The 24,457-nt window shown below is 67.1% G+C and carries 23 protein-coding genes; 3 read left to right on the top strand and 20 right to left on the bottom strand.

Going from position 1 to position 24,457, the window contains the following annotated elements; translation table 11 throughout:
• Positions 1-97 precede the first annotated feature (97 nt).
• From CCO04_RS00115 to CCO04_RS00090, 6 genes are all read right to left on the bottom strand, one after another.
• Positions 98-1,705, bottom strand: coding sequence for an alpha/beta fold hydrolase (locus CCO04_RS00115; RefSeq protein WP_215812070.1), 1,608 nt, complete (start codon positions 1,703-1,705; stop codon positions 98-100).
• A gap of 112 nt (positions 1,706-1,817) precedes the next feature.
• Positions 1,818-2,795: an L-histidine N(alpha)-methyltransferase gene (gene egtD / locus CCO04_RS00110; RefSeq protein ID WP_215812069.1), complete on the bottom strand. Its 978-nt coding sequence runs from the start codon at positions 2,793-2,795 to the stop codon at positions 1,818-1,820.
• On the bottom strand, positions 2,792-4,078 hold the full coding sequence (egtB, locus tag CCO04_RS00105; protein WP_215812068.1) for an ergothioneine biosynthesis protein EgtB: 1,287 nt from the start codon (positions 4,076-4,078) through the stop codon (positions 2,792-2,794). Before egtB ends, egtD begins: the two co-directional genes overlap by 4 nt.
• 53 nt (positions 4,079-4,131) lie before the next feature.
• Positions 4,132-4,800: a response regulator transcription factor gene (locus tag CCO04_RS00100; RefSeq protein WP_215812067.1), complete on the bottom strand. Its 669-nt coding sequence runs from the start codon at positions 4,798-4,800 to the stop codon at positions 4,132-4,134.
• Positions 4,797-5,915 carry a histidine kinase gene (locus tag CCO04_RS29550; protein WP_215812066.1) on the bottom strand — a complete coding sequence of 373 codons (1,119 nt, stop codon included), beginning with the start codon at positions 5,913-5,915 and terminating at the stop codon, positions 4,797-4,799. Before CCO04_RS29550 ends, CCO04_RS00100 begins: the two co-directional genes overlap by 4 nt.
• A gap of 13 nt (positions 5,916-5,928) precedes the next feature.
• Complete coding sequence (locus tag CCO04_RS00090; RefSeq protein ID WP_215812065.1) at positions 5,929-6,615, bottom strand: DUF2306 domain-containing protein; 687 nt, start codon at positions 6,613-6,615, stop codon at positions 5,929-5,931.
• A 127-nt stretch (positions 6,616-6,742) separates the two neighbouring features.
• Here CCO04_RS00090 and CCO04_RS00085 point away from each other — a divergent pair, with 127 nt between their 5' ends.
• Positions 6,743-7,147 (top strand): VOC family protein, encoded by a 405-nt coding sequence (locus CCO04_RS00085; RefSeq protein WP_215812064.1) that lies wholly within the window; start codon positions 6,743-6,745, stop codon positions 7,145-7,147.
• Here the strand turns inward: CCO04_RS00085 and CCO04_RS00080 are convergent.
• Together CCO04_RS00080 and CCO04_RS00075 are read right to left on the bottom strand one after the other, a co-directional pair.
• On the bottom strand, positions 7,078-7,791 hold the full coding sequence (locus CCO04_RS00080; RefSeq protein ID WP_215812063.1) for a helix-turn-helix domain-containing protein: 714 nt from the start codon (positions 7,789-7,791) through the stop codon (positions 7,078-7,080). The two genes, CCO04_RS00085 and CCO04_RS00080, sit on opposite strands and share 70 nt — an antisense overlap.
• 33 nt (positions 7,792-7,824) lie before the next feature.
• Positions 7,825-8,895: a hypothetical protein gene (locus tag CCO04_RS00075; protein WP_215812062.1), complete on the bottom strand. Its 1,071-nt coding sequence runs from the start codon at positions 8,893-8,895 to the stop codon at positions 7,825-7,827.
• Positions 8,896-9,332: 437 nt separating this feature from the next.
• Between CCO04_RS00075 and CCO04_RS00070 the strand changes: the two genes are divergently transcribed.
• Entirely contained in the window at positions 9,333-9,539 is a 207-nt protein-coding gene (locus tag CCO04_RS00070; protein WP_215812061.1) for a hypothetical protein, read from the top strand.
• Positions 9,540-9,634: 95 nt separating this feature from the next.
• Here the strand turns inward: CCO04_RS00070 and CCO04_RS30055 are convergent, their stop codons facing one another.
• The gene (locus tag CCO04_RS30055; RefSeq protein ID WP_215812060.1) at positions 9,635-9,811 is read right to left on the bottom strand and encodes a hypothetical protein; all 177 of its coding nucleotides are present in this window, start codon (positions 9,809-9,811) and stop codon (positions 9,635-9,637) included.
• Between the two features lie 65 nt (positions 9,812-9,876).
• Here CCO04_RS30055 and CCO04_RS30050 point away from each other — a divergent pair, with 65 nt between their 5' ends.
• Positions 9,877-10,407, top strand: coding sequence for a tyrosine-type recombinase/integrase (locus tag CCO04_RS30050; RefSeq protein ID WP_374196918.1), 531 nt, complete (start codon positions 9,877-9,879; stop codon positions 10,405-10,407).
• On the opposite strand, the gene CCO04_RS00055 is transcribed toward CCO04_RS30050, so the two are convergent.
• From CCO04_RS00055 to CCO04_RS00005, 11 genes are all read right to left on the bottom strand, one after another.
• The gene (locus CCO04_RS00055; RefSeq protein WP_215812058.1) at positions 10,396-11,331 is read right to left on the bottom strand and encodes a hypothetical protein; all 936 of its coding nucleotides are present in this window, start codon (positions 11,329-11,331) and stop codon (positions 10,396-10,398) included. The genes CCO04_RS30050 and CCO04_RS00055 overlap by 12 nt on opposite strands.
• Positions 11,321-13,075 carry an AAA family ATPase gene (locus CCO04_RS29545; protein ID WP_215812057.1) on the bottom strand — a complete coding sequence of 585 codons (1,755 nt, stop codon included), beginning with the start codon at positions 13,073-13,075 and terminating at the stop codon, positions 11,321-11,323. The genes CCO04_RS00055 and CCO04_RS29545 overlap by 11 nt, the downstream gene beginning before the upstream one ends.
• A 59-nt stretch (positions 13,076-13,134) precedes the next feature.
• Positions 13,135-13,344: an excisionase family DNA-binding protein gene (locus tag CCO04_RS00045; RefSeq protein WP_215812056.1), complete on the bottom strand. Its 210-nt coding sequence runs from the start codon at positions 13,342-13,344 to the stop codon at positions 13,135-13,137.
• Position 13,345: 1 nt separating this feature from the next.
• On the bottom strand, positions 13,346-13,558 hold the full coding sequence (locus tag CCO04_RS00040) for a DNA-binding protein (RefSeq protein ID WP_215812055.1): 213 nt from the start codon (positions 13,556-13,558) through the stop codon (positions 13,346-13,348).
• A gap of 95 nt (positions 13,559-13,653) precedes the next feature.
• Complete coding sequence (gene mobF, locus CCO04_RS00035) at positions 13,654-16,317, bottom strand: MobF family relaxase (protein ID WP_308281089.1); 2,664 nt, start codon at positions 16,315-16,317, stop codon at positions 13,654-13,656.
• A gap of 201 nt (positions 16,318-16,518) precedes the next feature.
• The gene (locus CCO04_RS00030; RefSeq protein WP_215812054.1) at positions 16,519-17,166 is read right to left on the bottom strand and encodes a hypothetical protein; all 648 of its coding nucleotides are present in this window, start codon (positions 17,164-17,166) and stop codon (positions 16,519-16,521) included.
• Positions 17,163-18,665 (bottom strand): class I SAM-dependent DNA methyltransferase, encoded by a 1,503-nt coding sequence (locus CCO04_RS00025; protein ID WP_215812053.1) that lies wholly within the window; start codon positions 18,663-18,665, stop codon positions 17,163-17,165. The genes CCO04_RS00030 and CCO04_RS00025 overlap by 4 nt, the downstream gene beginning before the upstream one ends.
• A complete protein-coding gene (locus CCO04_RS00020; RefSeq protein WP_215812052.1) occupies positions 18,662-19,711 on the bottom strand; it encodes a hypothetical protein in 1,050 nt (349 codons plus the stop codon). Before CCO04_RS00020 ends, CCO04_RS00025 begins: the two co-directional genes overlap by 4 nt.
• Positions 19,696-20,370: a hypothetical protein gene (locus CCO04_RS00015; RefSeq protein ID WP_215812051.1), complete on the bottom strand. Its 675-nt coding sequence runs from the start codon at positions 20,368-20,370 to the stop codon at positions 19,696-19,698. The genes CCO04_RS00020 and CCO04_RS00015 overlap by 16 nt, the downstream gene beginning before the upstream one ends.
• Positions 20,367-21,596: a restriction endonuclease subunit S gene (locus CCO04_RS00010; RefSeq protein ID WP_215812050.1), complete on the bottom strand. Its 1,230-nt coding sequence runs from the start codon at positions 21,594-21,596 to the stop codon at positions 20,367-20,369. Before CCO04_RS00010 ends, CCO04_RS00015 begins: the two co-directional genes overlap by 4 nt.
• Positions 21,593-24,352, bottom strand: a complete 2,760-nt coding sequence (locus CCO04_RS00005) for a DEAD/DEAH box helicase family protein (protein WP_215812049.1) — start codon at positions 24,350-24,352, stop codon at positions 21,593-21,595. Before CCO04_RS00005 ends, CCO04_RS00010 begins: the two co-directional genes overlap by 4 nt.
• Positions 24,353-24,457 lie beyond the last annotated feature (105 nt).

Raw genomic sequence — 24,457 nt, 5'->3', positions numbered from 1 at the left:
CTCACCAGCCAGATCTTGCCAGAGAAGCAGGCAGGGGCGCCGACATCTCGGTGTCGACGCCCCTGCGCGCGGTGTTCTCGTGGTGGTGCGGGGTGGCTCAGCGGCCGATCAGCTGTGCCTCGATGAGGAGGTCACGGAAGCCGTCCGACCCGCTGCGGCGCTCGGCTCCGGCCGACGCGGGCGGCGGCGGAACCGGGTCGCACTTGCGGTCGCTGCGCTTGCCGGGCTTGCGCGCCGGCAGCTTCCCGGTGTCGAGATAGCTCGCGACCAGGTCGTCGGTGCAGGCGATGCCCGAGAGCGAGCCCGAGTGCGTCGTCCCGCCGACGCCCTCGATCAGGAAGGACGACGGGAAGACCTGGCGCGTGGCGAGGGCACCGGTGAACACGGTGGCCGCGTCCCGGGTCTCGCCGATGAGCAGGATCCGCGACTTCACCTTCTTGCCGTTGACCTTGAACGCCTTGCTGGAACGGGCCGGCCAGTTGAGGCAGGGCGCGTTGTACCAGGTGTTCCCCCAGGTCAGGAACGGGTGCTTGCGGTGGATCCGCCAGGCGTCGGCCTTGGTCTTCTGCCAGCCCGGCCACTGCGCGTCGGTGCACTGCACGCCGTTGTAGACCGCGAACCCGTTGTCGTCGCCGGGACCGGCGTACTGGGCGAGGACGTCGGCGCCGTCACCGGTCCGGACCAGCTTGGCGTACGCCGCACCGATCTCGGCCCAGCCGTAGACGTAGTAGCCGGCCCCGAGCATCACGTCGTCGAGCTCGTCGGGACCGAGCTTGCCACCGGCCGCGGGCGTGCGGTCGAGCTTCTTGCGGAGCTGGTAGTAGCCCTTCTTGATGGCCTTCCAGTTGCCGCCGAGGTGGTAGGTCGCGTCGTTCTTGGCGAGCCAGCGGAAGTAGACGTCCATGTTCTTGTCGAACTGGACGTTCTGCTCGAGGTTGGCCTTGTAGAAGGCGTTCTTGGCGTTGAGCACGCCGTCCCACACGAACCGGCCGACCCGCTTCGGGAACATGGTCGCGTAGACCTGGCCGAGGTAGGTGCCGTAGGAGAAGCCGTAGTAGTTCATCTTCTGCTGCCCGACGGCCTTGCGCAGGCTGTCGAGGTCACGCGCCACGTCGGTCGTCTTCATGTGGGGCAGCAGGCGCCGCGCGTCGGCCTTGCCACACGCCTTGGCGTAGTTGCGGGTGACCTTGCGCCACCAGTTCATGATCGACGGCTTGGTCGGCACGTAGTTGGGGCGGTTGAACCCGGCGCCCTTGTAGTTCGGGTTGCAGCTCAGCGCAGGCTCGCTGCTGCCGACACCGCGCGGGTCGAAGCCGTACCAGTCGTACTTGGCGCCGACGCCGTTGGGGATCGCGCCGCCCAGCGTGGCCAGGCCCAGGCCCGAGCCACCGGGACCGCCCGGGTTGACCGCGATCATGCCCTTGAAGTCGGCGTCGGTGTGCAGGACGCGGCTGACCGCGATCTTGATCTTCTTGCCCGCCGGCTTGGCGTAGTCGAGCGGCACCGTCAGCATCGTGCACTGGGCGCCGGCGCTCTGCAGCCGCTGGCTCTCGCACGCGCCCCAGACCAGCGGGGCCCGCTCAGCGGCGCTCGCCGCGCCCGTCGCCGTCGTACGCGTGGCGGGGGCGGCGGTGCTGCCGGCCGCCGGCACCAGCACCGCGGCGCCCACCGCGAGCGAGGCGAGGATCGTGAGTGGTCTCTTCACGTGGTTCATCCCTCCGAGTGAGAACGGCCGGGATCTACCCGGCACCCGACCGACCTTGCCTCGTCCCCGGGGTCCGCGTCCATACCCAATCCCGGGAAAAATTGCGGTCGGTTCAGGACTTGACCGCAAGAGTCAGCGCGAAGTCGCCGCCCGGGTCGGTCCACACCCGCGCCACCCCGAGCCCGGCCCCCTCGAGCTCGGCCGCGATCCGGCTGACCCGGAACTTGGTCGAGATCTCGATCCGGATCTCCTCGCCCACGGCGAGGTCGAGGACCAGCTCGGCGCCGGGGATGGTGACCCGCTGGGGCACCTCGACGCGCAGCCGCAGGTCCATCCGCTCCATGTGCGGGTCCCAGAAGGGCACGTAGGAGAAGCCGTCCGGGTCGAAGTCGCCGCCCAGCTCGCGATTGACGACGACCAGCGCGTTGCGGACGAACGCCTCCGTCACGCCCTGGCTGTCGTCGTAGGCCGCGATGAGCCGGTCGGCGCTCTTGACCAGGTCGGTGCCCAGGAGCAGCGAGTCACCCGGCTCGAGGACGTCGGCGACGGCGCCGAGGAAGGCGCGGCGCTCCTCGAGGTAGAGGTTGCCGATGGTGCCGCCGAGGAAGGCGACCATGCGCCGTCCGCCGGCGGGCAGCTGGGCGAGGTGGAGCGTGAAGTCGCCGACGACGGCGACCACCTCGAGATCGGGATAGCGCCCCGCGATCTGGTCGGCCGCCTCGCGCAGCGTCGCCTCGGAGACGTCGACCGGCGCGAAGCGGGTCAGCTGGCCCGCGCGGGTGAACGCGTCGAGCAGGAGCCGGGTCTTCTCGCTGGTGCCGCTGCCGAGCTCGATGAGCGAGGTCGCTCCGCTGGCGGTGACGATCTCGTCGGCATGGGTCTCGAGGATCGCCCGCTCGGCGGTGAAGGGGTAGTACTCCGGGAGCCGGGTGATCTGGTCGAAGAGCGCGGAGCCGTGGTCGTCGTACAGCCAGCGCGGGGGGAGGGTGCGCGGGTGCCGGGTCAGCCCCCGCCGTACGTCGTCGGCGAGGCTGCCGCTGGCCCAGTCGGGCTCGAGCAGCACGGTCACCTCGGGCTCGCGGCGGCTCATGCGGCCACCCCGCCGTCGGCGAGCCGGACACCGCTCAGCGCCCACCGCGCCCCCGGTGGGAAGAAGTTGCGGTAGCTGGCGCGCGCATGGCCCGGCGGGGTCAGCGCACAGCCGCCGCGCAGCACCATCTGGTTGGACATGAACTTGCCGTTGTACTCGCCGATCGCGCCCGCCGCGGGGTGGAAGCCCGGGTAGGGCAGGTAGGCCGACGACGTCCACTCCCAGCAGTCGCCGTAGACCTGGCGCAGCCGTCCGGTGCTCGGTCCGGCGGCGCGGGGGTGGTAGGTCGCGGTGTCGGCGAGGTTGCCCTCGACCGCGGCCGCGGCGTCCTCGTCGCGGTGGACGGCGTGCTCCCACTCGGCCTCGGTCGGCAGCCGCTTGCCGGCCCAGGTGGCGTAGGCGTCGGCCTCGTAGTGGCTCACGTGGCTCACCGGGAGACCGGGATCGACGGGGAACGTGCCGTGCAGCGTGTGCTCGAACCACGTCCCGTCGACCTCGGCCCAGTAGAAGGGCGCCTGCCAGCCGTGGGTCTTGACCTGCGCCCAGCCGTCGGACAGCCACAGCTCGGGACGCCGGTAGCCGCCGTCGGCCATGAACGCGCGCCACTCGCCGTTGGTGACGAGCCGGTCGGCGAGCCGGAAGGGCTCGAGCCAGACCTGGTGCGGCGGCAGCTCGTTGTCGAAGGAGAACCCGGCGCCGCGGTGCCCGATCTCGACCAGACCGCCCTCGACCTCGACCCAGCCGAGCCGGTCGGGCTCGCTGCCGGGCGCGGGTGCGCCGGCGTAGACCGGGCGGAGCGGATTGAGCGACAGCACGTGCTTGATGTCCATGAGGAGCAGCTCCTGGTGCTGCTGCTCGTGGTGGAAGCCGAGCTCGATCGTGCCGGCCAGCTTGTCGATGCTGCCCTGGTCGAGGCGGGCGACCAGGTCGCGCATCCGCTCGTCGACGTTGCCGCGGTAGAGGCCGACGTCGTGTGCCCCCGGCCGGCTGATCACGCCGCGCTCGGCGCGGTTGTAGCGCGGCCCGACGGCCTCGTAGTAGCTGTTGAACAGGAACCAGTACTGGTCCTGGTACGGCGCGAATCCGCTCTCGTTGTCGGCCAGCACGAACGTCTCGAAGAACCACGTGACGTGCGCCCGGTGCCACTTCGTCGGCGACACGTCGGGCATCGACTGGACCGTCTGGTCCTCCGGCGAGAGCGGCGCGGCCAGCCGTTCGGTGTGTCCGCGCACCTCGTCGTACCGGGTCAGGAGAGCATCTGCCGTCCACTGGGTAACGGTCATGGTTTCGACAGTAGGCCGGACCACCGACAATGCCCAGGGGCCCGGACGAGGCGTCAGGAGATGTTCACGAGTCCGCTGCGGTAGGCGACGACGACGGCCTGCGCGCGGTCGCGGGCGCCGACCTTGGCCAGGATCCGCTTCACGTGGGTCTGCACCGTCGACTCGGCGAGGGTCAGCGTCGCCGCGATCTCCCGGTTCGACAGACCCTCTCCGACGAGCGCGAGGACCTCGACCTCGCGCTCGGTCAGTGCCGCCAGCACCGCCGCCCGCGCGCCGTCGTGCCCGGCCGGGCGCGGCGCGCTGTCGAGCGAGCGGGCGATGACGGCACGGGTGACCGCCGGGTCGAGGAGCGCCTCACCCCGGGCGACCGTGCGGACCGCCTCGAGCAGCCGCTCCGGCGCGACCCGCTTGAGCAGGAAGCCGGACGCTCCGGCCCGCAGCGCCCGGGCGACGTACTCGTCGTCGGGGAAGGTGGTCAGCACCAGGACCCGCGCCGGGCTGCCGCTCGCGACGATCCGGCGGGTGGCCTCGATGCCGTCGACGCCGGGCATCCGGACATCCATCAGGACGACGTCGGGCTCGTGCTCCTGGGTCAGCCGAACGGCGTCGAGCCCGTCGGCCGCCTCACCGACGAGCGCCAAGCCCGGGTCGGTCCCGATGACCACGGCGAGCCCGGCGCGGAGCAGGGCGTCGTCGTCGGCGACGAGCACGCGGACGGTCATGACGCCGATCCTGCCGTGGCCCGCGGGATCCGGGCGAGGACGCGGAAGCCTCCTTCGGGGCCCGGCCCGACCTCGACGGTGCCGCCGAGCCGGGCCGCGCGCTCGCGGATCCCGCCGAGCCCGCGGCCCGCGGTCCAGCCGGGCACAGGGCCGGGGCCGTCGTCCTGGACGGTGACGACGAGGTGCGCATCGGCCTCGCGTCGTACCGTCACGGCGGCGGCGCACGGCGTCGCGTGCTTGAGCGCGTTGGTGAGCGCCTCCTGGACGATCCGGTAGACCTCACGGCCGGTCCGGCCCGCGGCGAGGTCCGCGGCCGCCGGGTCGACGTCGAGGCTGACGACCACGCCGGAGCCGGCGAAGCGCCGGACGAGCTCGGGCAGGTCGCCGATGCCCACCGTGGTCGGCCGCAGCTCGCCCTCGGCGGACGCCTCCCCCAGCATGCTGATCGCGTCGTCGAGATCGGCGAGCGCGTCGCTGCCGACGTCCTCGATCTGGCGCAGCAGCGCGCGGCTGGTCTCCGGAGCCGCATCGATCGAGAGCCGGGCCGCGCCGGCGTGCACCACGACCACGTTGAGCGTGTGCCCGATGATGTCGTGCAGGTCGCGCGCCATCTGGGTGCGCAGCTCGGCCAGCAGCAGCGCCCGGTCCGCCCGGCGGGCCCGCTCGGCCTCCTCGTCGCGCCGCGCCCAGGCATAGGCGACGCCCCAGAACGCGCCGTACGCCGCCAGCGTCGAGACGAGCTCGGCCGGCGACCCCGGCGGGCTGAAGGCGTAGTAGCCCAGCACGCTGACGATCGCCACCACCAGCCCCACCACCGCACGCCGCCGGTCCGCGAGCCGGCCCACCACGAAGATGCTCACCAGCGTCGCGGCCGGCGAGATCGCGACGTCGGCGTGCGTCGCGGACTCGACCGTGATCGTCGCACCGGCGATGAGCAACGCGGTCAGGGGGAGCTGCGGCGCGACGACCATGGTCGCGCTCAGCACCAGCGTGCCCGCGACGCCCACCGCGACCTCACCGGCGGACCGGCTCCCGTCGCCGAGCAGGTCGGTCAGCGCAACCGCCGCATAGGCCGCAGCCAGCAGCGGGAGCAGGCGGCCCAGGGCGTCACGCACGCGCACGAGTGAATCACCTGGCACGGCGCTCCCGCCGCAGGTACCACTCGGCGACGAGCAGGTTCGGCACCCAGCACGAGAACGTCACGACGTAGTAAGCGCGGTCGAAGGCGGCCCCCGCGTCGGCGCCGAACGCGACCTGGAGCGTGACGAACAGGATCGTCTGCAACCGCAGGGTCACGCCGGCGTACGTCAGGGCGAAGGTGCGGATCGCCCACCGCCGGTGGGCGCCGAAGTCGCGACGCCGCGCGGCCCGGTAGGCCTGGGACGCGCTGGCTAGCCAGACGATCGCCAGCCCCCCGAACCCGAAGACCCCGATCAGCCCGGCCTCGTTGACGAACGACAGCACCAGCCCCGCGACGCCCGCGACGGCGATCGCGGCGAGGACGACCTTGCCGATGGTGCGGTGGAGGCGGGGGTTGCGGCGTCGGATGCGGGCTGCGAACTGGAGTGGGGACAGCAGCAGCGCCAGTCCGGCGGCGCCGGCGTGGACGTAGAGCGCGCCCTGGAAGAACGCCGAGCGGTCGACGTAGTTGCTCGCGACGCCGTGGTCGTCGGCGCTGAGCTGGGCGAGCGAGGCCGTGAGGTAGGGGCCGACGGCGAGGACCGTGATCGCCAGTGAGCTGAGGGCGAACCAGCCCCACCACCCCCGATTCTTCGGGGCTCTGGTGGGCTCGCGGGTGGGGAGCGTGGCGGTCATGGCTCCACCTTCGCGGTGGCCGACCGGCCGATCGTCCCTCTGGGTGGGTGGATCCGCGTACCCCAGCGCAGGTACGTGGCCGTTCTGTTCACGACCGCGGTCGGTGCCGACCTCTAGCGTTGCCGGCATGGCACTGCGACTCGGCTTCATCGGCATCGTCACCCAGGACATGGGCGCCTCCCTCGCGTTCTACCGCGCCCTCGGCGTCCCCCTCCCCGACGACATCGACCCCACCTCCCCCCACGTCGACGCCCACCTCGAGGACGGCACCGCCCTCGCCTGGGACACCGTCGCCACCATCCGCGGCTTCGACCCGTCCTATGAGCCGGCGACCGGCGGGCACCGGATCTCCCTCGCCTTCGACCAGGGGACCCCGGACGCCGTCGACGCGACGTACGCCGCGATGGTCGCGGCCGGCCACACCGGCCACGTGGCGCCCTGGGACGCCTTCTGGGGGCAGCGCTACGCGACGCTGCTGGACCCGGACGGCAACGCGGTCGACCTGTTCGCGCTGCTGGCTCCCACGAGCTGAGCCGGGCTGACGCCCGCCAGGCGGCGGAGCTCGCGGGAGAGGTGCGGCTGGTCGGCATAGCCGGCTGCGGCCGCCGCCTCCGCCGGCGTCACGCCATTGGTCAGCAGGCGGTGCGCGTGCTGCCCGCGCCGGATCCGCACCAACGTCGCGTACCCGTAGCCGAACGCCTGGCCCATCCGGCGGCGGAACGTCCGCTCGGACCAGCCCAGCTCGCGCGCCACGTCCTCCGCCGACGCACCTCCGGCCGCCCGCGCTCTGACCACGTCGGCCCACCCCTCGCCCGGCCGCAACGCCCGCTCGATGTGCTCCGGAGTCGCCGTGGCCCGGGTCTCGAGCAGGACCGACCGCCACCGCCGTACCTCGTGCGGTGGCACGAGGTCCCCCAGGGGAACGAGCCGGTCGCTGATCTCCCGGAGATCCACACCCAACGCCCTCGCCCCGCTCCCCGGCGCCAGCCGCACCCCCAACGACCCCTCCCCGCCATCCGCCCGCGTCGCGATCCACCGCGTCGACGGGCCCGCCACCGCGACCTCGTCGCCGCTGAGGATCAGGTCGACGCAGCCGTCGGCGGGGATGACGGCCGGGCCGGCGTCGTACGAGAGCCAGAGGGCCGCGCGCTGGGTGAGCGGGGTCTCGGCGTACATGGGGTCAGGATGGCAGGGCGACCCGCAGGCGGACTACGAACGCTGCGACTTGAGCCCGAGGTGCTCACGGATCTTGTCGTCGGCCATTCCCGCAGCGACGAAACACTGCTCGATCACAACGTCGATGGTCTCCTCCCAGGCTCCGAAGTCCCAGCCGAGATAGGCGTCGATACGGTTGCAGAGTTCGCGAAGCACGATGAGCGCCGCGACCCCATGGCGAGCAACGACCTCCGTCCGCTGCCACTCCTGCAAGTTGTGCACAAGTGCGTACTCGTCGTAGAGGAGCGTGTGTGCGCGTCGCGAGTGCGCCACAGCGGACAGGTTTCGCCAGATTGATGCACCTAAGCCGGGAAGTACTCCGTCGATGATCGCGCGAGTCGAGTCTGACGGCTCGTTGCCGGTCCCGGCGATCACTGGAGGGGACCAGCCGCTCGGCTTGTACCTGCGCAGCGTGAATCCACATGATGCGGCGAACTCCATGATCTCGTTCAGCTCCACCGCGCGTTCAGAGGAGTGATCGAGCCCAGCGGACTCGAGAAGCGCCTCTTTGGTCTGAGCCAAGTGGAGGTTGAGGACACGACGCAAGCGCTCGCTCGCAGTCACTTCGATGTCGAGGAGGAAGCAAGCCGTCGCGGCAGCCTCAATGACGGCACGCATCAGGGTGAGAGGAGCTCGAAGGTGGCGCCCGGTGTCGGTAAGCACCCCGATCGCGCTGGTGCACTCGGCCACGGTCTTGAAGCAACGCACTACGTATCCGAGGCCCCAATCGACCGGGTTCCGGGTGGGGTTCGTCTCCAGCCAGTGACTGCTGCTGCGCGGGTGCTTACAGAAGTCCAAGAGGTAGGGCTCCGCAAGCTCGATGTCAGCCGCCGCAAGCGACCCCGCCAGCGGGAGCCAAGAGGAGCCGCTTTCCGGATCGAGGCCACGAGCAGCAGCGGCGACCTTTCTGGACGCCTCCCCAAAGTCGGCGAGGAGCGCCCCGAACTGCTCGAAGGACTTTGCCAGTTGAGCGGCAGTTGGCCGAAGAGCGACGACCTTCTGGTGGTCTGCAGTCGCCCTCGCGAGCTCAACGAGGATCACCGCCGCGTCGAACGGAGGGTCCATGGGTGGGCCAGGATCGTCCACTTACTCGACTGCCTTACTCTTTAGAGTGCTGAAGTAGAAAGTCGGCGCGTGGCGCTGAGACTCTGTTGATGGAGCCTAGGGGACTCGAACCCCTAAACCCCTGCTTGCAAACCGCCTCGGAGCACCCGGGATTTTGGTCTCTGAGCGTGAAACTGCAGGTCAGAGAGGTACAGGCGAGGACCAGAACTGACATCATTTCCCCCTAATAGCCCCATTGTGCTGCTGCCAAGGCAGGGGGTTAATTAGAACGATCGTTCCATCGGCGATCTCGGGAGGTACCTGCAATGACACGACGGCGAGGCTTTGGCGAGCTCGAGCGACGCAATGGCGCGACCGGTCCGTCGTACCGGGCTAGGTATGCGATGCCGGACGGTTCACGGCACTCGCGGAACTTCCGGACGAAGATGGATGCGGAGATGTGGCTGGCCAGCGAGCGGTCCCTGATCGATCGCGACGAGTGGAGCCCGCCGAAGTACCGCAAGGCCGCCGAGGCCCGCCGCGAGCGCGAGCAGGCCAGGAGCACAGTCGGTGCCTTCGCCGAGCAGTACGTGCTCGAGCGTGGCCTGCGGCCCGCCACGATGCGTGGCTATCGCGCACTGTTGGAGAGCCGGATCCTCCCCTAATTCGGAGCGATGCCTCTTCGGGACGTGACCCTCTCGGAGATCAAGGCTTGGCGTAGGACCCTCGACCCGAAGACGGAGTCGTCCAACGCGGCGGCCTATCGGCTGCTTCGCTCGATCCTCCAAGCTGCCCAGGAAGAGGAGTTGATCGACCGCGTGCCGCCGAAGATCCGCGGTGCCGGCAATGCTCCGGTCAGGCAGGTGGTCATCCCGGCGACCTTCGACGAGATCACGACGATCGTCAACGAGATGCCCGAGCGGCTGAAGCTGTTCATCGTGCTCGCCGCCTTCGTCGGCCTGCGCGAAGGCGAGCTGATGGAGCTCCGACGCTCCGACGTCGATGGGCTCACTGGCCGGATCAGCGTCACCCACAAAGTCGACAAGGATGCCGACCCTTCAGTACGCGGAGCCTGCCCCGAGTGCGGCCGCTTCATCAGTGCGCCGAAGACCCGGAGCGGCATCCGGGTCGTGCACGTCCCCCCGCCCTTCATGCCCATGCTGCAGCAGCACCTCCTCGAACATGCCGCGCCAGGCTTCGAAGGGGCTCCTGTTCCCCGGCGACCGAACCGACCACATGAGCGCTCGCTTCCTGATGGACCGCTACCGCCCCGCACGCGAGAAGGCCGGCCGCCCGGACCTGACGATCCACCACCTCCGTCACACGGCACTCACCATGGCGGGCCAGCACGGTGCCACCGCGGCCGAGCTCCAGGCCCGCGCCGGCCACGCATCCCAAGCCGCGATGGCGATCTACCAGCACGCCACGCTCGACCGTGACAAAGAACTAGCGGCGAAGATCGGGCGGTCCTACGAGCGGTGGAGAGACGACTCCGCGCGAGAAACCGAGCCGGCCCGGCATCTAGACAGGTAGGTGATCACAAATGGTACCCACATGGACGATTCCATCGACGATTTCAAAGTGAATACGCCCCGTCGTCGGCTCCAACTTGACGTGCCATTCGCAGCGGATCGTCTCGGAATCGAATTTGAAGTCCCGCTTGGTTATGGCCTTCTTGTTTCGGCGAGTATTCGGGCTCTCCGGTGACGCGGCTACGCCTAAGGACGCCAATGCTCTCTGTCGTGCAATGTTAGTACTGAGAGTCGACCAGATTTGCACCGCAGAATCATTAAGGGCCGACAACCTTTGGAGGACCGCTTGAGGCGAGGAGTCTGGCGACGAACCCAAGGACGCTATTCTATTCCACGCATCCTTCGCGAATTTAATATTAGGGAAAAGATCACGTTGCCCGGTTTCAATATCAGCGAAAGTCAGCGACTTCAGCAACTCAAGTTCGGAGCGTTTGATTTTCGCAACGCCCAAGGCGTATTCCTTGGAATCACTGGAGAACACTTTGTGTAATCCCATATCGACGCAGGATTGACAATCCGCGTCGACCTCCCCTGTCCAGCACCGCTCGTCTGTGGCAAGCAACGTTGGCCCAGGGCCCACCGCGCTCAGGTCAGCTAGAAGGATTTTGGGATTGTCGTCGTGACCGAGGGTTGGCTGGTAGATCTCCATGAGATGTCCTTCGCAGGCTTTCGCGCCAGCACGAGGCTCGACAACTCTGGACATAAACTTCCCTAGAATTGTCCAAACGTCCGGATAGCCGAGGCCGGGTACTTCCGGACCACTCGCGCACAACAGCGATATCGCGCGCAGGCCCTCGTGACCGACTTTCAAGTCCGTCCTCTCTGACCAATCAAGCATGCGCTTCCAGAAGTCTAGGTTTCCGACGTTCTGGTCAGACGGATAAACAATCTCCGGATCGACTAGGTGGACGATCTCAACGCTCACCAAGACTCCCTGCCGTGCGAGCGAGATTGGCAGTAATGATAGCTTTTAGATCCTCAGAAGAATCGGACAGAAACCCGCGCGGCCACTCACTCAGATCGCCGAACTCACTAATCCCAAGTTTACGTGAAAATGAACCGCCTGCCTTCGGTTCAACGAAGGTAATATCCACGTCATTCACGTCCAGAAGACCCTCAGCGGCCCGTCGGCGAATCCGGGTGATGAAAGCCTCGCTATGGGTTTCCACGATAAGAGCTAGGTCTGGCCGTGCAGTCACCATGAAGTCTGCAAGTCGCGCTTGAACCGAGGGATGAAGATGGAGTTCTGGCTGCTCAACGATGAACACCGAGTCGTCAGGTGATGCGAGAACCCCCACTAGGAGTGGCAATGTCTGGCTCACCCCGACTCCAACTGAGGTCAAGTCCCGAATATGGCCATCTACACGCAAATCGAACCCGACCCCGAGCTTTCCGTGCGACCGGGCAGCGACATTATCGCCGATTTCTAGATAGGAAATCCACCGATTGACGGCATCTACGAGCATCTCCTCGCGTTGGATGCCGTCAGGATCGCGATGCTTGGTGGTTGACGTCCCGAACCGAGAAAGCACCGCAGCGCTATATTCGCCACGCGTTCCCACAGGCAACCCTCGTGCCAGTTCATTCCAGTGATTCCATACCACTCTGGGTTCATCTCGAAGCGGTCCTAGATATTGCACTCGTGAACCCAGTCCCATTAAGGTCTCAGACAGCGCCGCGAGACCTTCGAAAGTCGTTCCTAGTTTCTCGAGGAGCGCACTTTCCAGTACTCCCTGGCTGCTAAATAGACCAGACGCCCATCCAGTTCGCACAGGCAGCACGACCCACGGTCGGCGCGATCGAACCTTGACTGCGAGATCGACAAGTTGCCTTCTCGATTCCGAGCCGATCTGCCCCCATTCGCGATCGAACGAGGAGGGATTTCCCAGTCGAATCCGGAGAATCCGCGCAAGCGCCTGAGCCGTGTTCGGATCAATTTCCTTGGGGTCCGCTCGATCAAGCAGTTGCAAGAACTCACGGACCGGCGCGGAACTCCATCGCGAAGTGGCGGTCAAATCCCTGCTCGGTGTCTTGGTAACAATCGTCTCGTTGAGGAATCCACTCAAGCTCGCCTGATATCTGGCAGCTACATCCTCGGCCTTCATCAATTGCACCAAAGCCAACGGCAGCATGCCCTGCATGGCTACATAAGTCCGCAGCTGCCGGCGGTGGTCGCCCAGGAGGCGCTTCAGGTGTAGTGCCTCGACTGCGCCCAGATGGGCTGTCGCCTCGACTACCTGCCGAATGTCGTCAGATCGACCGTTCTCGCGACTGCAGAGCAGGCCTTGGTCCCCAAATTGACCTCCACTGATTTCAAGCTTCTGGGGCCTGAGTGAAGCCGAATCCTCGGCAGGACCCAACTTGATGGCCGCGCGCACCTCTATCGGGACTTCACCACGGAAACGTCCGGATTCGATGCCGAAAGAAAGTTCCACTGCGTTACTGTCGGAGCCCTCGCGGACTAGGTCTTTCGCATCACCAAGTCGAACCAGAGGGCCATTCAGGACTACTTGGCTTCCGCTGTTTACACTCTGTGCTGCCAACAATAGCGACTGAATTATTGACGATTTTCCACTACTATTGACCCCAGTTAGTACAGTCGACTTTCCCTTTCGCACATCCAGTTCAGCCGTAACAATTCCTTTGAAGTCGCGAACGCGCCAGAGCACCTTGCGATTCTGGCAGATGCTGGGCGCGTTCGCAGGCGGTTCGCATGCCCGATCGAACCTCACCAGTCCTTCGCCGACGGCACCGGCCGCATCATCGCCTCCAGGTCGTCGGTCTTGATGCGGATCGTCTTGCCGCAGCGGTAGGCGCGCAGCTCGCCCGCTGCGATCTTGCGGCGGATGGTCTTGGCGGACATGCTCACCCACACGGCGGCACCGGTGATGCTCAGCCAGCGCGGACGCTCCTCCGCGGACCCCGCAGCGGCGGTCATCTCAATCCCCTGCCTTGAGGAAGCGGCGCAGCTCGGCGACGGTCGTGTAGAGGCGGCCGTTGCCGTTGAAGCGCCACCAACGTGGGCCGCGCTTGAGGCGGCGCCACTCGCGGACGGTGCGCTGCGGCGTGCGGATGAAGGCGCAGAACTCCTCGAACGTGAGGATGTGGTTGTCGTCCCACTCGTCGGGGACGCCCAGCGGCTTGATGCTCATCGATGACTCCCTTGGGTTGGCGAGCGACCGACGTCGGCCGCTCAGTCACCTATGTGCGAGAGGCGGGTCGCAGCGATCAGGTCCGAGCACGGATGTCAGCGACCGACGCCGCGGACGCGTTGCTGAGCACCTGTTGTCGGCCGGACCTCGGACCGGTCGCGCCCGAGCGGCCTCGGCGCCGGCGTCCAGGACTCGTCGGGGAGGCGGGTGCCGTAGCGGTCGATGTCCTCGTCGACTCGGGTCGCGGCGTGGCCGGGGCCGAGGTCGGCGCGGTCGCGGCCGAAGACCTCGATCCACTGCTGGCGTGCTTCGTCGATGGTGTCGGCGACGAGGTGGGCGACGTTGTTGTGGCGGCCACGGGTCATCGCGACGTACGCCGCGGCGGCGCCGGTGTTGTCGCCGACGACGAGGTGGGCGGAGTCGACTGTCTGGCCCTGGGCGCCGTAGGCGGTGGAGGCGAAGGCGAGCTGGACGTGGTCGCTGACGTAGTCCTTGGGCAACGTGCGTTGGCCGGCGCGGCCGGCGACGATCAGGCTGCCGTCGTCGCCGATGCCGGCAACCGTCCAGATGTCGCGGTTGGCGACGCCGAGGTCGCGGTCGTTGCGGCGAGTGGCGACGCGGTCGCGGAGTCCGATGCGTTCGCCTCGTCGGGTGACCGGTTCACCGATCTGATCGCTACCGAGCTGTCGTCGGTCGCGGATGGCGGCGTTGATGCTCGCGACCTGTTCGCGGGTGTCGGCGACGATCAGCTCGTCGCCGCGGGCACCGATGTCGGCAACGGCGGCCGTGCGTTCGACGTCGCTGGCGTGCACGACGATCTGCCCGCGCTCGAGGAGGGCGTCGAACACGGCGACGGGGCGTTCGCCGGTGCGCATCAGGAGGCTGAGGTCGGCGTACGTCTCGTCGCTGAAGCGGTGGACGGACTCGAGCTCGAGGTGCGCTTCGGGCGGCGCCCATCGGGCGGCGAGGTCTAGGACGCCGCCGCGGCCGACGGCGGGGAGCTGGTGGCGGTCGCCGAGGAGCGCAACAGTCGCGCCCGCCTTGTCGGCGATGGCGAAGAGCGCGCGGGCGGTGTCCTGGTCGAGCATGCCGGCTTCGTCGACGAGGAGTACGTCGCCGGGGAGCAGCCGCGCTCGTGCGTCGGGAGCGGGATCGACGCGTGACCAGTGGCCGTCCTCGTCCCATCGGAAGCCGTGTTGGTGGATCAGCTTCGCGGCGGAGAAGGCGTCGGCGCCGACCTGCTGCTGCGCGGCTTGCGCAGCCTTGAGGGTGGGGGTGACGACGACGAGTCGGCGGTCCTGGAGTTCGAGGGCGCGGTGTGCGGCGGCGAGGGTGGTGGTCTTGCCGGTGCCGGCTGCTCCTTCGATGACGAGCACGCCGGCGCGGCCGGCCAGTGCTCCGACCACCTCGTGCTGAGCAGCGTCCAGCTGGCCGCCGCGAACGGCGACGGGCTCGACCGGTTGCAGCGCGCGGGTGGCGATGGCGTCGATGAGGTCGGCCTCGACGGCGAGGACGTGGTCGGAGGTGAGGTTACGGATGTGGTCGGGTACGTCGGTTCGGTCGCGCAGGTTGCGGCAGGTGTTGACGGCGCGGGCGGTGATGTCCTCGGCGAGCTCGATGCGTGCGGGTCGCTCGGCGACGAGTCCGATTGAAGCGATGACCTTCTCGGCCTCGCCGCGAATGTCTGCCGCATTCCAGGACGATCGCTTGGCACCGAGTCGGGTGAGGATGAGTTCGGCGACGGCGTCGCGTCGTACTTGGCCGATCGCCGCCGCCTTCGCGACGGATGGCTCATTGGGAGGTCGGAAGCCCAGGTCGTGGAGCTCGTCGTTCCAACGGCGGACGAGGTCGGCGCCATCGGCGGGTGCGGCCTTGTCGGGGCGGGCGTCCGCCCAAGCGCGTCGGTCCCAAGAGCGGCGCAGCCTCGGGCCGGGCTCGTGTCCGGGGTTGTCGGCGCGCCACTCGGCTTCGTAGCGGTCGATGTTGCGGCCGATCTGTGAGGCGCGTTGGCTGAACCGTCCGGCGTACGGCGTGAGCTCGTTCATCTCGCCGGCGTCGTCGAGGGTGTAGCCGCGGGCGGCGAGGGCGGCGCGGAACTGCGGGTCGCACATGACGGCGGCGTGGCCGATGCCGTTGAGGGCCTCGATGGAGTCGACGACGCCGACGGAATGGAGGCCGCGCCAAGCGCCGCGGGCGAAGACGCGGGCGTTGATCTGGAGGTGGAGGTGGCGGTGCGGGTCGCCGGCGCGGGAGGTGTAGTGCCGGACGAGCGCTGCGTCGATCTTCTCGACGGGCGCCTGTACCTGTCGTCCGCGTGGTCCGACGCGTGTCGTCGCGTGCTGCGCGACCCAGCTGATGATCTCGTCGGCGGCGCGGGTCTGCGCGTCCTCGTAGGCCGCGGCGATGTCGGGATGGAGCGCGGCGGCGAGCGACCAGGTCTTGGGTCCGTTGACGACGACCTCAACGAAGCGCAGGGCGTGGTCGTCGTCGCGCAGTCGACCCTTCGCCTGGCCGGTGGTGACGTCGTACCCGGCGACCCAACGTTCGTAGCTCGCGCCGTCGAGGTCGGGACGTCGTTCAGTGCGCATGCCATCGACCGCGATGGTTACGGCGTAGTGCTCGGCGACGCCGCTGCCCTCGGCGAGGTAGTCGTCGTCGGCACGCGAGTGGTCGGCCTCGACGTAGGAGCGCGCGGCGGCTGCGGACCCGCGGTAGAACTTCACTCCACCGTGCATGATGTCGCTGTCACCGCCCGTCACGTCTCGTCAAACGCCCCTGAAATGACGCTGGTCCGTCCCCGGGGGGACGGACCTTCTACGGAACTTCGTAGCATGCGTGCCGCTGGTTTGGGAGGGTTGGGGACGGCGTCGGAGCAGGTGTGTTCAGGCTTCGTCAACGGACGTCAATGAGGATCGGATCGACGGCCTCAGTGAGCGCGCTCGGATGGACCTGTCAGAGGCTCAAGAAGTGGGCCAGGAGTGGGTGCGCGATTCGACGAGCCGCCGGATTGGCCCAGCGGCCGAGTGGTCCTTCGAGCGAAGGATGGCCTCCAACGGACGGCCGTCAACGACATCGAAGACCGCGATGCGAGCCAACCGGATACCCGGAAGAAGGTCCTTCACGGCGTCGTAGAAGGCCCGTTGGCGCCACCGCGGCGATCCCACTCCGGTGAAGTCTCCCGGCGCCGATGCTGTGCCGAAGTAACGGGGTGCTGAGGCGTTGGTCCAGCGCCCACCCGAGATGAACTTCCGTGCGAGGTCGGCCTCATGGAGACGCGCATAGTCGCGATAGGCACTCAGCCACGGGAGCGCTTCTGCCCAGGGAAATGAGAGCGTCGTTGCGCGATACCGGTTGAAGTGTTGCTCCTCGTCGAGCTCGACGATGACCGGGCCGTCGGCGGCGGAAACACACAGATCGAAGGCGTCCGGCTTGGCTTGATGCAGCAGGTCCGGGTTCCCGTTGAGAGCCCGATAGACGTCGTCGATCCGGACTCTCGCGACGCCGGGAACCTCGTTGATCCTGGGCCTCGGTGGTCGCTCAGCGGCCGTGAGTCCGCCCGCCTCCAGCAACTCGGAGAGCGCTGCGGCACGAGCACCCGTCCGTGTCATCGATCATCCTCTGCTGCCGGCGCTACGGCCTCCAGGGCGGCTGCCACAGCTTCGAACTCGGCAAGCGCGGCGGTCAGGTCCTCGACGATCTCCCGGGCAATCACCTCGGGCGCTGGAAGGTTGTCCATGTCCTCGAGCGATTCGTCGCGCAGCCACGTGATGTCGAGGTTGACCTTGTCGCGAGCGATCAACTCGTCATAGTCGAAAGACCGCCAGCGGCCGTCCTCGCCGCTCTCAACCCGCTCGTCGTGAGCCTTGCCCGGAAGGTACGAGTCGACGAACTCGTCGAGGTGGTGGCGCCGCAGCGGGTTCTGCTTGAGCGTGAAGTGCTGGTTGATTCGCAGGTCGTAGACCCACAGTTTCTTCGTCCACGGCTCCTCCGACGCGGGCTTCTTGTCGAAGAACAGCACGTTGGCCTTCACACCTTGGGCGTAGAAGATCCCGGTCGGAAGCCGCAGCACAGTGTGCAGGTCGAAGTCGGCCAAGAGCTTGCGGCGCAGCGTCTCGCCGGCGCCGCCCTCGAAAAGCACGTTGTCCGGAAGTACAACCGCCGCGCTGCCGTTGATGTCCAGGATCGTCATGATGTGCTGGAGAAAGTTGAGCTGCTTGTTGGACGTCGTGACGACGAAGTCCTGCCGCTCGACCTCCGTGTCTTCACGCACCTCACGGCCATCGGCGCCGACCATCGTCAGCGACGACTTGCGGCCGAAGGGCGGATTGGAGAGGACGACCGACCAGCGCTTGCCGGGGTCGGCAATGAGTGCGTCGCGTACGTCGATCAGCGACTCGCCGTCCGCGGAGCCGATGCCATGCAACAGCAGGTTCATCGCGGCGAGGCGAGCCGTGCCGTCGACGAGTTCGTAGCCGCTGGCGAACCGATCCCGCAGGTTGTCCCGTTGCGTCGGGGTCAGGTGCTCGGCGTCCTTTGAGGCGTACTCGTGAGCGACCAAGAGGAAGCCGCCGGTGCCGCAGGCGGGGTCGACGACGGTGTCGTCGGGCGTGGGCTGCATGACGTCGACAATCGCGTGAATGAGATCGCGCGGCGTGAAGTACTGCCCGGCGCCCGAGCCCTTGTCGGAAGCGCCCTTCGAGAGCAACTCCTCGTAGGCGTCGCCCTTCACGTCGGTGCCGGACTCGGACCACTTCTCCTGGTCGATGAGATCGACGATGAGGCGCTTCAGCTTGGCCGGGTCCTGGATCCGGTTCTGCGCCTTCCGGAAGATGGTGCCGAGCGTTCCGGGCTGTTGCGCGAGCCCGACGAGGATGCGTGTGTACTCGAGCTCGAGATGCGTCCCTTCGGCGTCAAGCAGGCGCTGCCAGGAGTACTCCTCGGGCACGATCTGCTGCGGCTTGAGCTTCCTGGTCACGCGCTCGTGCGCCATCTTCAGGAAGAGCAGGTAGGTCAGCTGCTCGGTGTACTCGATGATGCCAACGCCGTCATCCCGCAGGACGTTGCAGTAGGACCAGAGCTTGTCGACGAGGCGACGGGATTCACTCACTGGGACTGTGCCTCCGCTCGTACGGTGCCGCTTGCGAGGTTGCTGAGCGCATCGAGGAACTCCTGGGTGCGTGTGCCCCAGTTGCTGTGCAACACCCATATCGTGTCGCCATCGGGGAAGGGCGCGTGGAGATGCCACCGACCGTCCTGATCAGACTTGAGGCCGAGTTGGCCGACCATCGCGTCCCACAGCAACTCCCCTTCCGCGAGGGGTCCCTCGACGGCACGAAACTTGCTTCCGGGGAGCACGGATGCGATCTGGTCGCAGGTCACACCCGCATCGCGTACGGCTTGGATCATGCGCAGCATGGCGTGGCGTTTCGGGAGCGGCGCTGATTGCTCCGTTGGCGTTGTGATGACGAACTTTGTGAAGTTCTTTGACGACTCAGCAGCCTTCTTCACCGCCGCTTCGCGCTTCTTGAGCTTGACGGTCAGCTCGGCCGCCTCTGGCAGCGGAATGACGTGCTGGACATCGAGGAGAAGCCGACCATCGAGGTTGTACGGCGAAAGGCGGACGCAACGGATGTCCATTTCGTAGAACTCGTTGAGCCACAGCACCGTCGTCGTGACTTCCTGACTGAAGTCCGCCGACGCGAGCACGATCGCGACCTGCCGGGGCACGACGGGTTCTTCGTCCACATCGTCGAGCCACTCGATCAGGCGGGCACGCGCGTCGTCGGAATCAATGGGCGCACCCTCGGTCTTCGTGAGCTGCGCGGCGAACGTCTTCACCAAGTCGTCAAAGGTCATCACCGAGATCATCGCGGCGTACCGAAGCGCCTGGAGTTCCATGTGGCCGCCGTCCTCGGTCCGCTTCAACTCGACGACGACGAGGCGGGCTGACTTGTCGACGCAAAGGAGATCGATGCGCCGATGCGTCGCCTCGAAGTCTCCGAACTCCTCGGCGATAACCAGAAGGTCCTCGCCGAGCACGCCAATGTTGTCGCGGATCGCGGCTTGAAGATGGGTCCGCTCGAGGACCTTCTCAGCCTGGAAGCTGGTCTTGGTGACGGCTGTCAATGAGCCGAGGGTCAGGTCATAGAGCATGGTGCCGAGCTCCCACCGGGACTTGCGTCCGATCCGATCGGGATGACGAGCGCGCGGAAGGAACCGGCCGCGCTGCCATCGAGCTTGCTGTAGTCGGTCCACGTCAGCGTATGGGCTCCTTGGAGGACCAGCGGCGCTTCGCGGCCGCGGGCAGTGCCGCCCGTGTTGGGCCCCCATCTCCGCTCGCCCGAGAGGATGGTCCCGTCGTAGAGCCGGAAGGCGTCGGCGTTGGTCACCCGCCCATGTCCCGGCGATCGCCAATAGCCGGCCTCGTTCGTCAGTGCGACCACCAGACCGCTCCACCCCGGCCGAGCCGCCACGAACCGCTCGACGCGAACGACGTCCTTCACCACGTCGTAACCGCGCAGATCCGAGGCGCCATGGTTCTTGAGTGCGTACGACTCCCCGCGGACCGACCCGGACCAGCGTCGGGTCATGTACTTCAGTTCGATTGCGATGCCCTGCCCCGAGGGCGCGATCAGCTCGAGGTCGAGACGAACTTCTGGCTCGGGATGAGTCTCGAGGCGGACCGCAAGGTCCGGGTTCCTCGACTTCGCCTGCCAAGCGAACGCGAACTGGAAGTCGGCTTCAGAGTGAAAGACCGGCCGGCGCTCGGCCAGAGCCTCCAGGATGCGAGCCGAGTCGAAGTGCCCCGTCATGTGCCAAACATCTGCCCATCGGCCGACACATCCGCCGCTGTTCCCGGCAGACGGCCTGAGAATGCCGAGGCGAAGAGAGACCGGCGCAGTCCATCGCCGCGCGCCTGCGCAGCAACCAGACCTGAGCGCAGGCGGCTGATCTGCTCGTCGAGCACCTCGAGCCGATGCAGGGCAGCATCCTGCGACACAAGGGGCGGGACCGGCAGTTCCAGAGGATCCAGTTTTCCAAGACTCAGGTTGTGCTGACCGGCGCTGGAAGCAGCCAGCGATTCGATGCGCGCTCGGATCGGTGGAGCACTGAGCATGGCCTGGACCCAACCGGGACGCACGACGTCCCGTCGAAGTCGGTAACGTATCAAGTAGGACGCAAAGGCCGCCTCGACGTCCGTGCCTACAACCGCCGAGCGGCCGATCAGGTCGACGGATCCGTTAGTTCGGACGATCAGGAGGTCGCCCGGAGCGAGCAGGTAGCGCGAGACGTCAGCGCCGGCGTCGGCTACACGCTTCTCGTCAACGAGGTTGACTCGTCCGTCAACAAGGTTGGGTATCCGCACCACCGCGGGACCGGGGCCACCGGGGATGCACTTCTCTGAAGTGCCGTACCCCGAAGCGGCGGCGAGATCGCCGAGTCGAACTGGGTCCCCGGAGCAAAGGTCGACGAGGACGCGGGCTCGCAGGACCGTCAGACGATCTATCGCTTGTCGGATGGCGGCATCGGCGGCATCGACGCGGGAGAGGTGGTCTTCGAGTGTGGCGACGATGCGGCGCTGCTCCGCAAGCGATGGAAGCTGTGGGAGCGGGATCCGTCGAACGTCCGCCACGTTGATGTGAAGGACGGTGGATCCGGCCGAATTCTCACCGATCCATTGCTGTGACGGCGGCGACATCAGCGCATACAGGAGGAACCGCTGGTCAATCCGGTCTCGGTCCAACCGCAGGAGCACGGTGCGCTGGCCAAGGCAGACCGGGACCTCGACAGGCACCGCCCCAACCTCACCCATGGGGGCCTCACGGGAGAAGATGAGATCGCCCTCCGATGGGATGGCGCGGCGGGTCCAGGACAGGTAGGTCTCCTTGGACACCGGCTTGGCGCCGTGGAGGTCGATACGGCCATTCCTGACCGCCCGAGTGCCGACCGAGACGCCGAACGGTTCCTTGTCTTCCCGCGGCGCAGTCCGGTGCTCGCAGTCGATCACCTGAGCAACTTCACCGACAACGACAGTCACGCCGTGAGCTCCTGGTTCAGCGCATCGATCAGCTCGCCGGCACCATCGCCAAGGTCTCGGAGGGCGCCGTCGACGCCGCCGCGTTCGGTGAAGGGTGCTTCATCGAGATCGTCGGCGGTGATCCCGGCGGATGCGGCGATGACGGCGACCATGCGGTCGAGCCACCACCTCTCCGTGTTGCTGAACGTGACGCCCGCCTGTCCCTGCTGGGCGAGCCAACCTACGTACCTCTCCTGAACCCGATCAGCGTAGGGGACGAGCTCATCGTCGACACCAACGGTGTAGCGCAGCAGCGAGACGAGATCAGTGAGGGAGTGACGGGTTCGAGTCCCGTTACTCCCTCGGTAGTTCGCCCCGAGTGCGACATAGGCGTCCCAGATGAAGTCGGGCGTCCAGTTGTAGGGCGGCCGAGAGATGCGATCTGCGAGCTCCTGGATGTCAGGGAAGGCGATCCGGCGTTCCTTGGACTCCTGGATCACCTGGATGGCGGTGATCTCGGCGCGGTGCTCCTCGAGGTAGGCCTTCCACGACTCGATGGTGGCCTTGGCTCGGTCTGTGTCGACCACGCCGTACGCGTCGACCAAGGTGTCGGCGCTGACCTCATCGATGACCCGGTCGTGGGCTCGGCGCAGCTCGATGATGCGAGCGCGGAGGTCGGGGTTGGCCGCGATCGGCTCGATGGCCGCATCCAGTAGATCCTGGATCGCGCTGCCGGCCTCGACGTGCTTAGCCTGCCTGTCGGGGTCGACGGCGTCCACCAGCGCACGGACAATTGTGCGGAGCGGCTGGCCGGCGACGCCGTCGAGTTCGGTGCGCTCTTCTGGGGCGAGCTGAGCTTCCAAAGCGGAGAGCCGTGAGGCGAGGGTTGCGGTCTCCGCCTCGGTCAGGTTGAGGGTGGCAGCCTTGTCGAGGAGCTGCTTGAGGCTGATCGACTTGTCACGGTTGAGCGGCGGCTCGACGTACTCGTGCTCAGTGACGCCGACAGCGTCGACCAGGACGAAGCGGGTCTTGTTCTCCGCGTCCGGGGTGACGCCCTGGAAGGTGGCCTTGTCGATGGTGCGGGCGCCGCGGCCCTTCATCTGCTCGAAGTACTGCGCCGAGCGGACGTCGCGCATGAAGAACACGCATTCCAGCGGCTTCACGTCGGTGCCGGTGGCAATCATGTCGACGGTCACCGCGATGCGGAGGGTCGGGCTGGTTCGGAAGGCTTGGAGTTGACCCTTGGGGTCTCGGGCGTTGTATGTGATCTTTGCCGCGAAGTCGTTGCCCTTGCTGAAGACCTCGCGGACGGTGGTAACGATCTCCTCGGCGTGTGCGTCGTCCTTGGCGAAGATGAGTGTCTTGGGCACCGTGGAGCGGCCGGGGAAGATCTCGGTGAACAGCCGATCGCGGAACGTCTCCAGCACCAACCGGATCTGGGACTTCGCAGTGACCGCTCGGTCAAGCTGCTTGCCGGTGTACTCCAGGTCCTCGTCGAGCTCCTCGAGCCGCTCGACGCGGGTGCGGCGGTCGACCTTGGGGACGATGGTGCCGGCCTCGATCGTGGAGCCCTGCTCGCTGATCTCGGTCTTGATCCGGTAGATGTCGAAGTCGACGTTGACGCCGTCGGCGACCGACTGGGGGTAGGTGTACTCGGAGACGAGGTTCTGCCGGAAGAAGCCGAAGGTCTGCTTGCCCGGTGTGGCGGTGAGGCCGACGACATGAGCGTCGAAGTACTCCAGCACGCGGCGCCACACGCCATAGATGCTGCGGTGAGCCTCGTCGACGATGACCAGGTCGAACGCCTCCGGTGGGAGATCTGGGTTGTAGGCGACCTCGACGGGAGCCTCAGGGACGAAGTCGTCGATCCCTTGGTCGTCGCCCTCGGGGACCTCTTCGTTCTTCAGGACCTTGAACACCCGCTGGATCGTGGAGATCGCGACCTTGGTGGAGTCGGGCATACCGCCGCGGTTGAGCTTGGCGACGTTGTAGAGCTCGGTGAATCGGCGGCCGTCATCAGGCGTGCGGTAGTTCTGGAACTCTGCCAGCGTCTGCTCGGCGAGGTTGTTGCGGTCGACCAGGAACAGGATCCGGTTGAAGCCGCCCCACTTCAGTAGCCGGTAGGACTGGGTGACCGCTGTGTAGGTCTTGCCCGCTCCCGTGGCCATCTGGACGAGGCTGCGGTCGAAGCGCTGCTCGGCGAGGCTCTTCTCGATGCCGTTGATCGCGGTGATCTGTGCTGGCCGCAGCGGAGCTGTGTCCAGCTCGGGAAGGGTCCGAATCCTGCCGCGCCATGTCGCGGTGTCCGGGTCGTCGTTGGCGGCTCGGACGGTTCGGGCCAGCGTCTCAGGTTTAGGGAAGTTGAAGATCGCTCGTGCTCGCGGCTCGGGGTCGAAGCCGTTGGTGAAGTGGGTCTCGCTGCCGGAAGCCTCGAAGACGAACGGCAGACGGCCGTCGGTCGTGAGCGCCTTGAGTCGTACATCGGCTGGCAGGCCTTCGGCGTACATCGCCGACTGCCACTCCACCCCCGACAACGGCGTTCCCTGCGGCTTGGCCTCGATCACACCGACGACGGCCTTGTCGACGTAGAGCAGGTAGTCGACACGGCCGTGGCCGGGCTTCATCACGACCTCGCGGACGGCGATGCCGGGGCCGGCGAAGAGGTTGAGATCCTTCTTGTCCTGGACCACCCAGCCAGCAGCCTCGAGTTGCTGATCGATGAGCACGCGAGCGCGCTGCTCGGCAGCGAGCCGATGTGCTTCATCCGAGGGGCTCATGATCCCGCAGGCTATCGAGGCGGCGGCGTCGAGACAGCGGTTTGGCCTGAGTTCGGACATTCGGCTTAGTGCCTGAGTTGTGAATGTCAGGTGAGGGCGTCGAGG

This window comes from Pimelobacter sp. 30-1, from assembly GCF_018831735.1.
Classification (GTDB): Bacteria; Actinomycetota; Actinomycetes; order Propionibacteriales; family Nocardioidaceae; genus Nocardioides.
The sequence above is the reverse complement of the archived record's forward strand: the minus strand, read 5'-3'. Positions and strand labels throughout refer to the sequence as shown.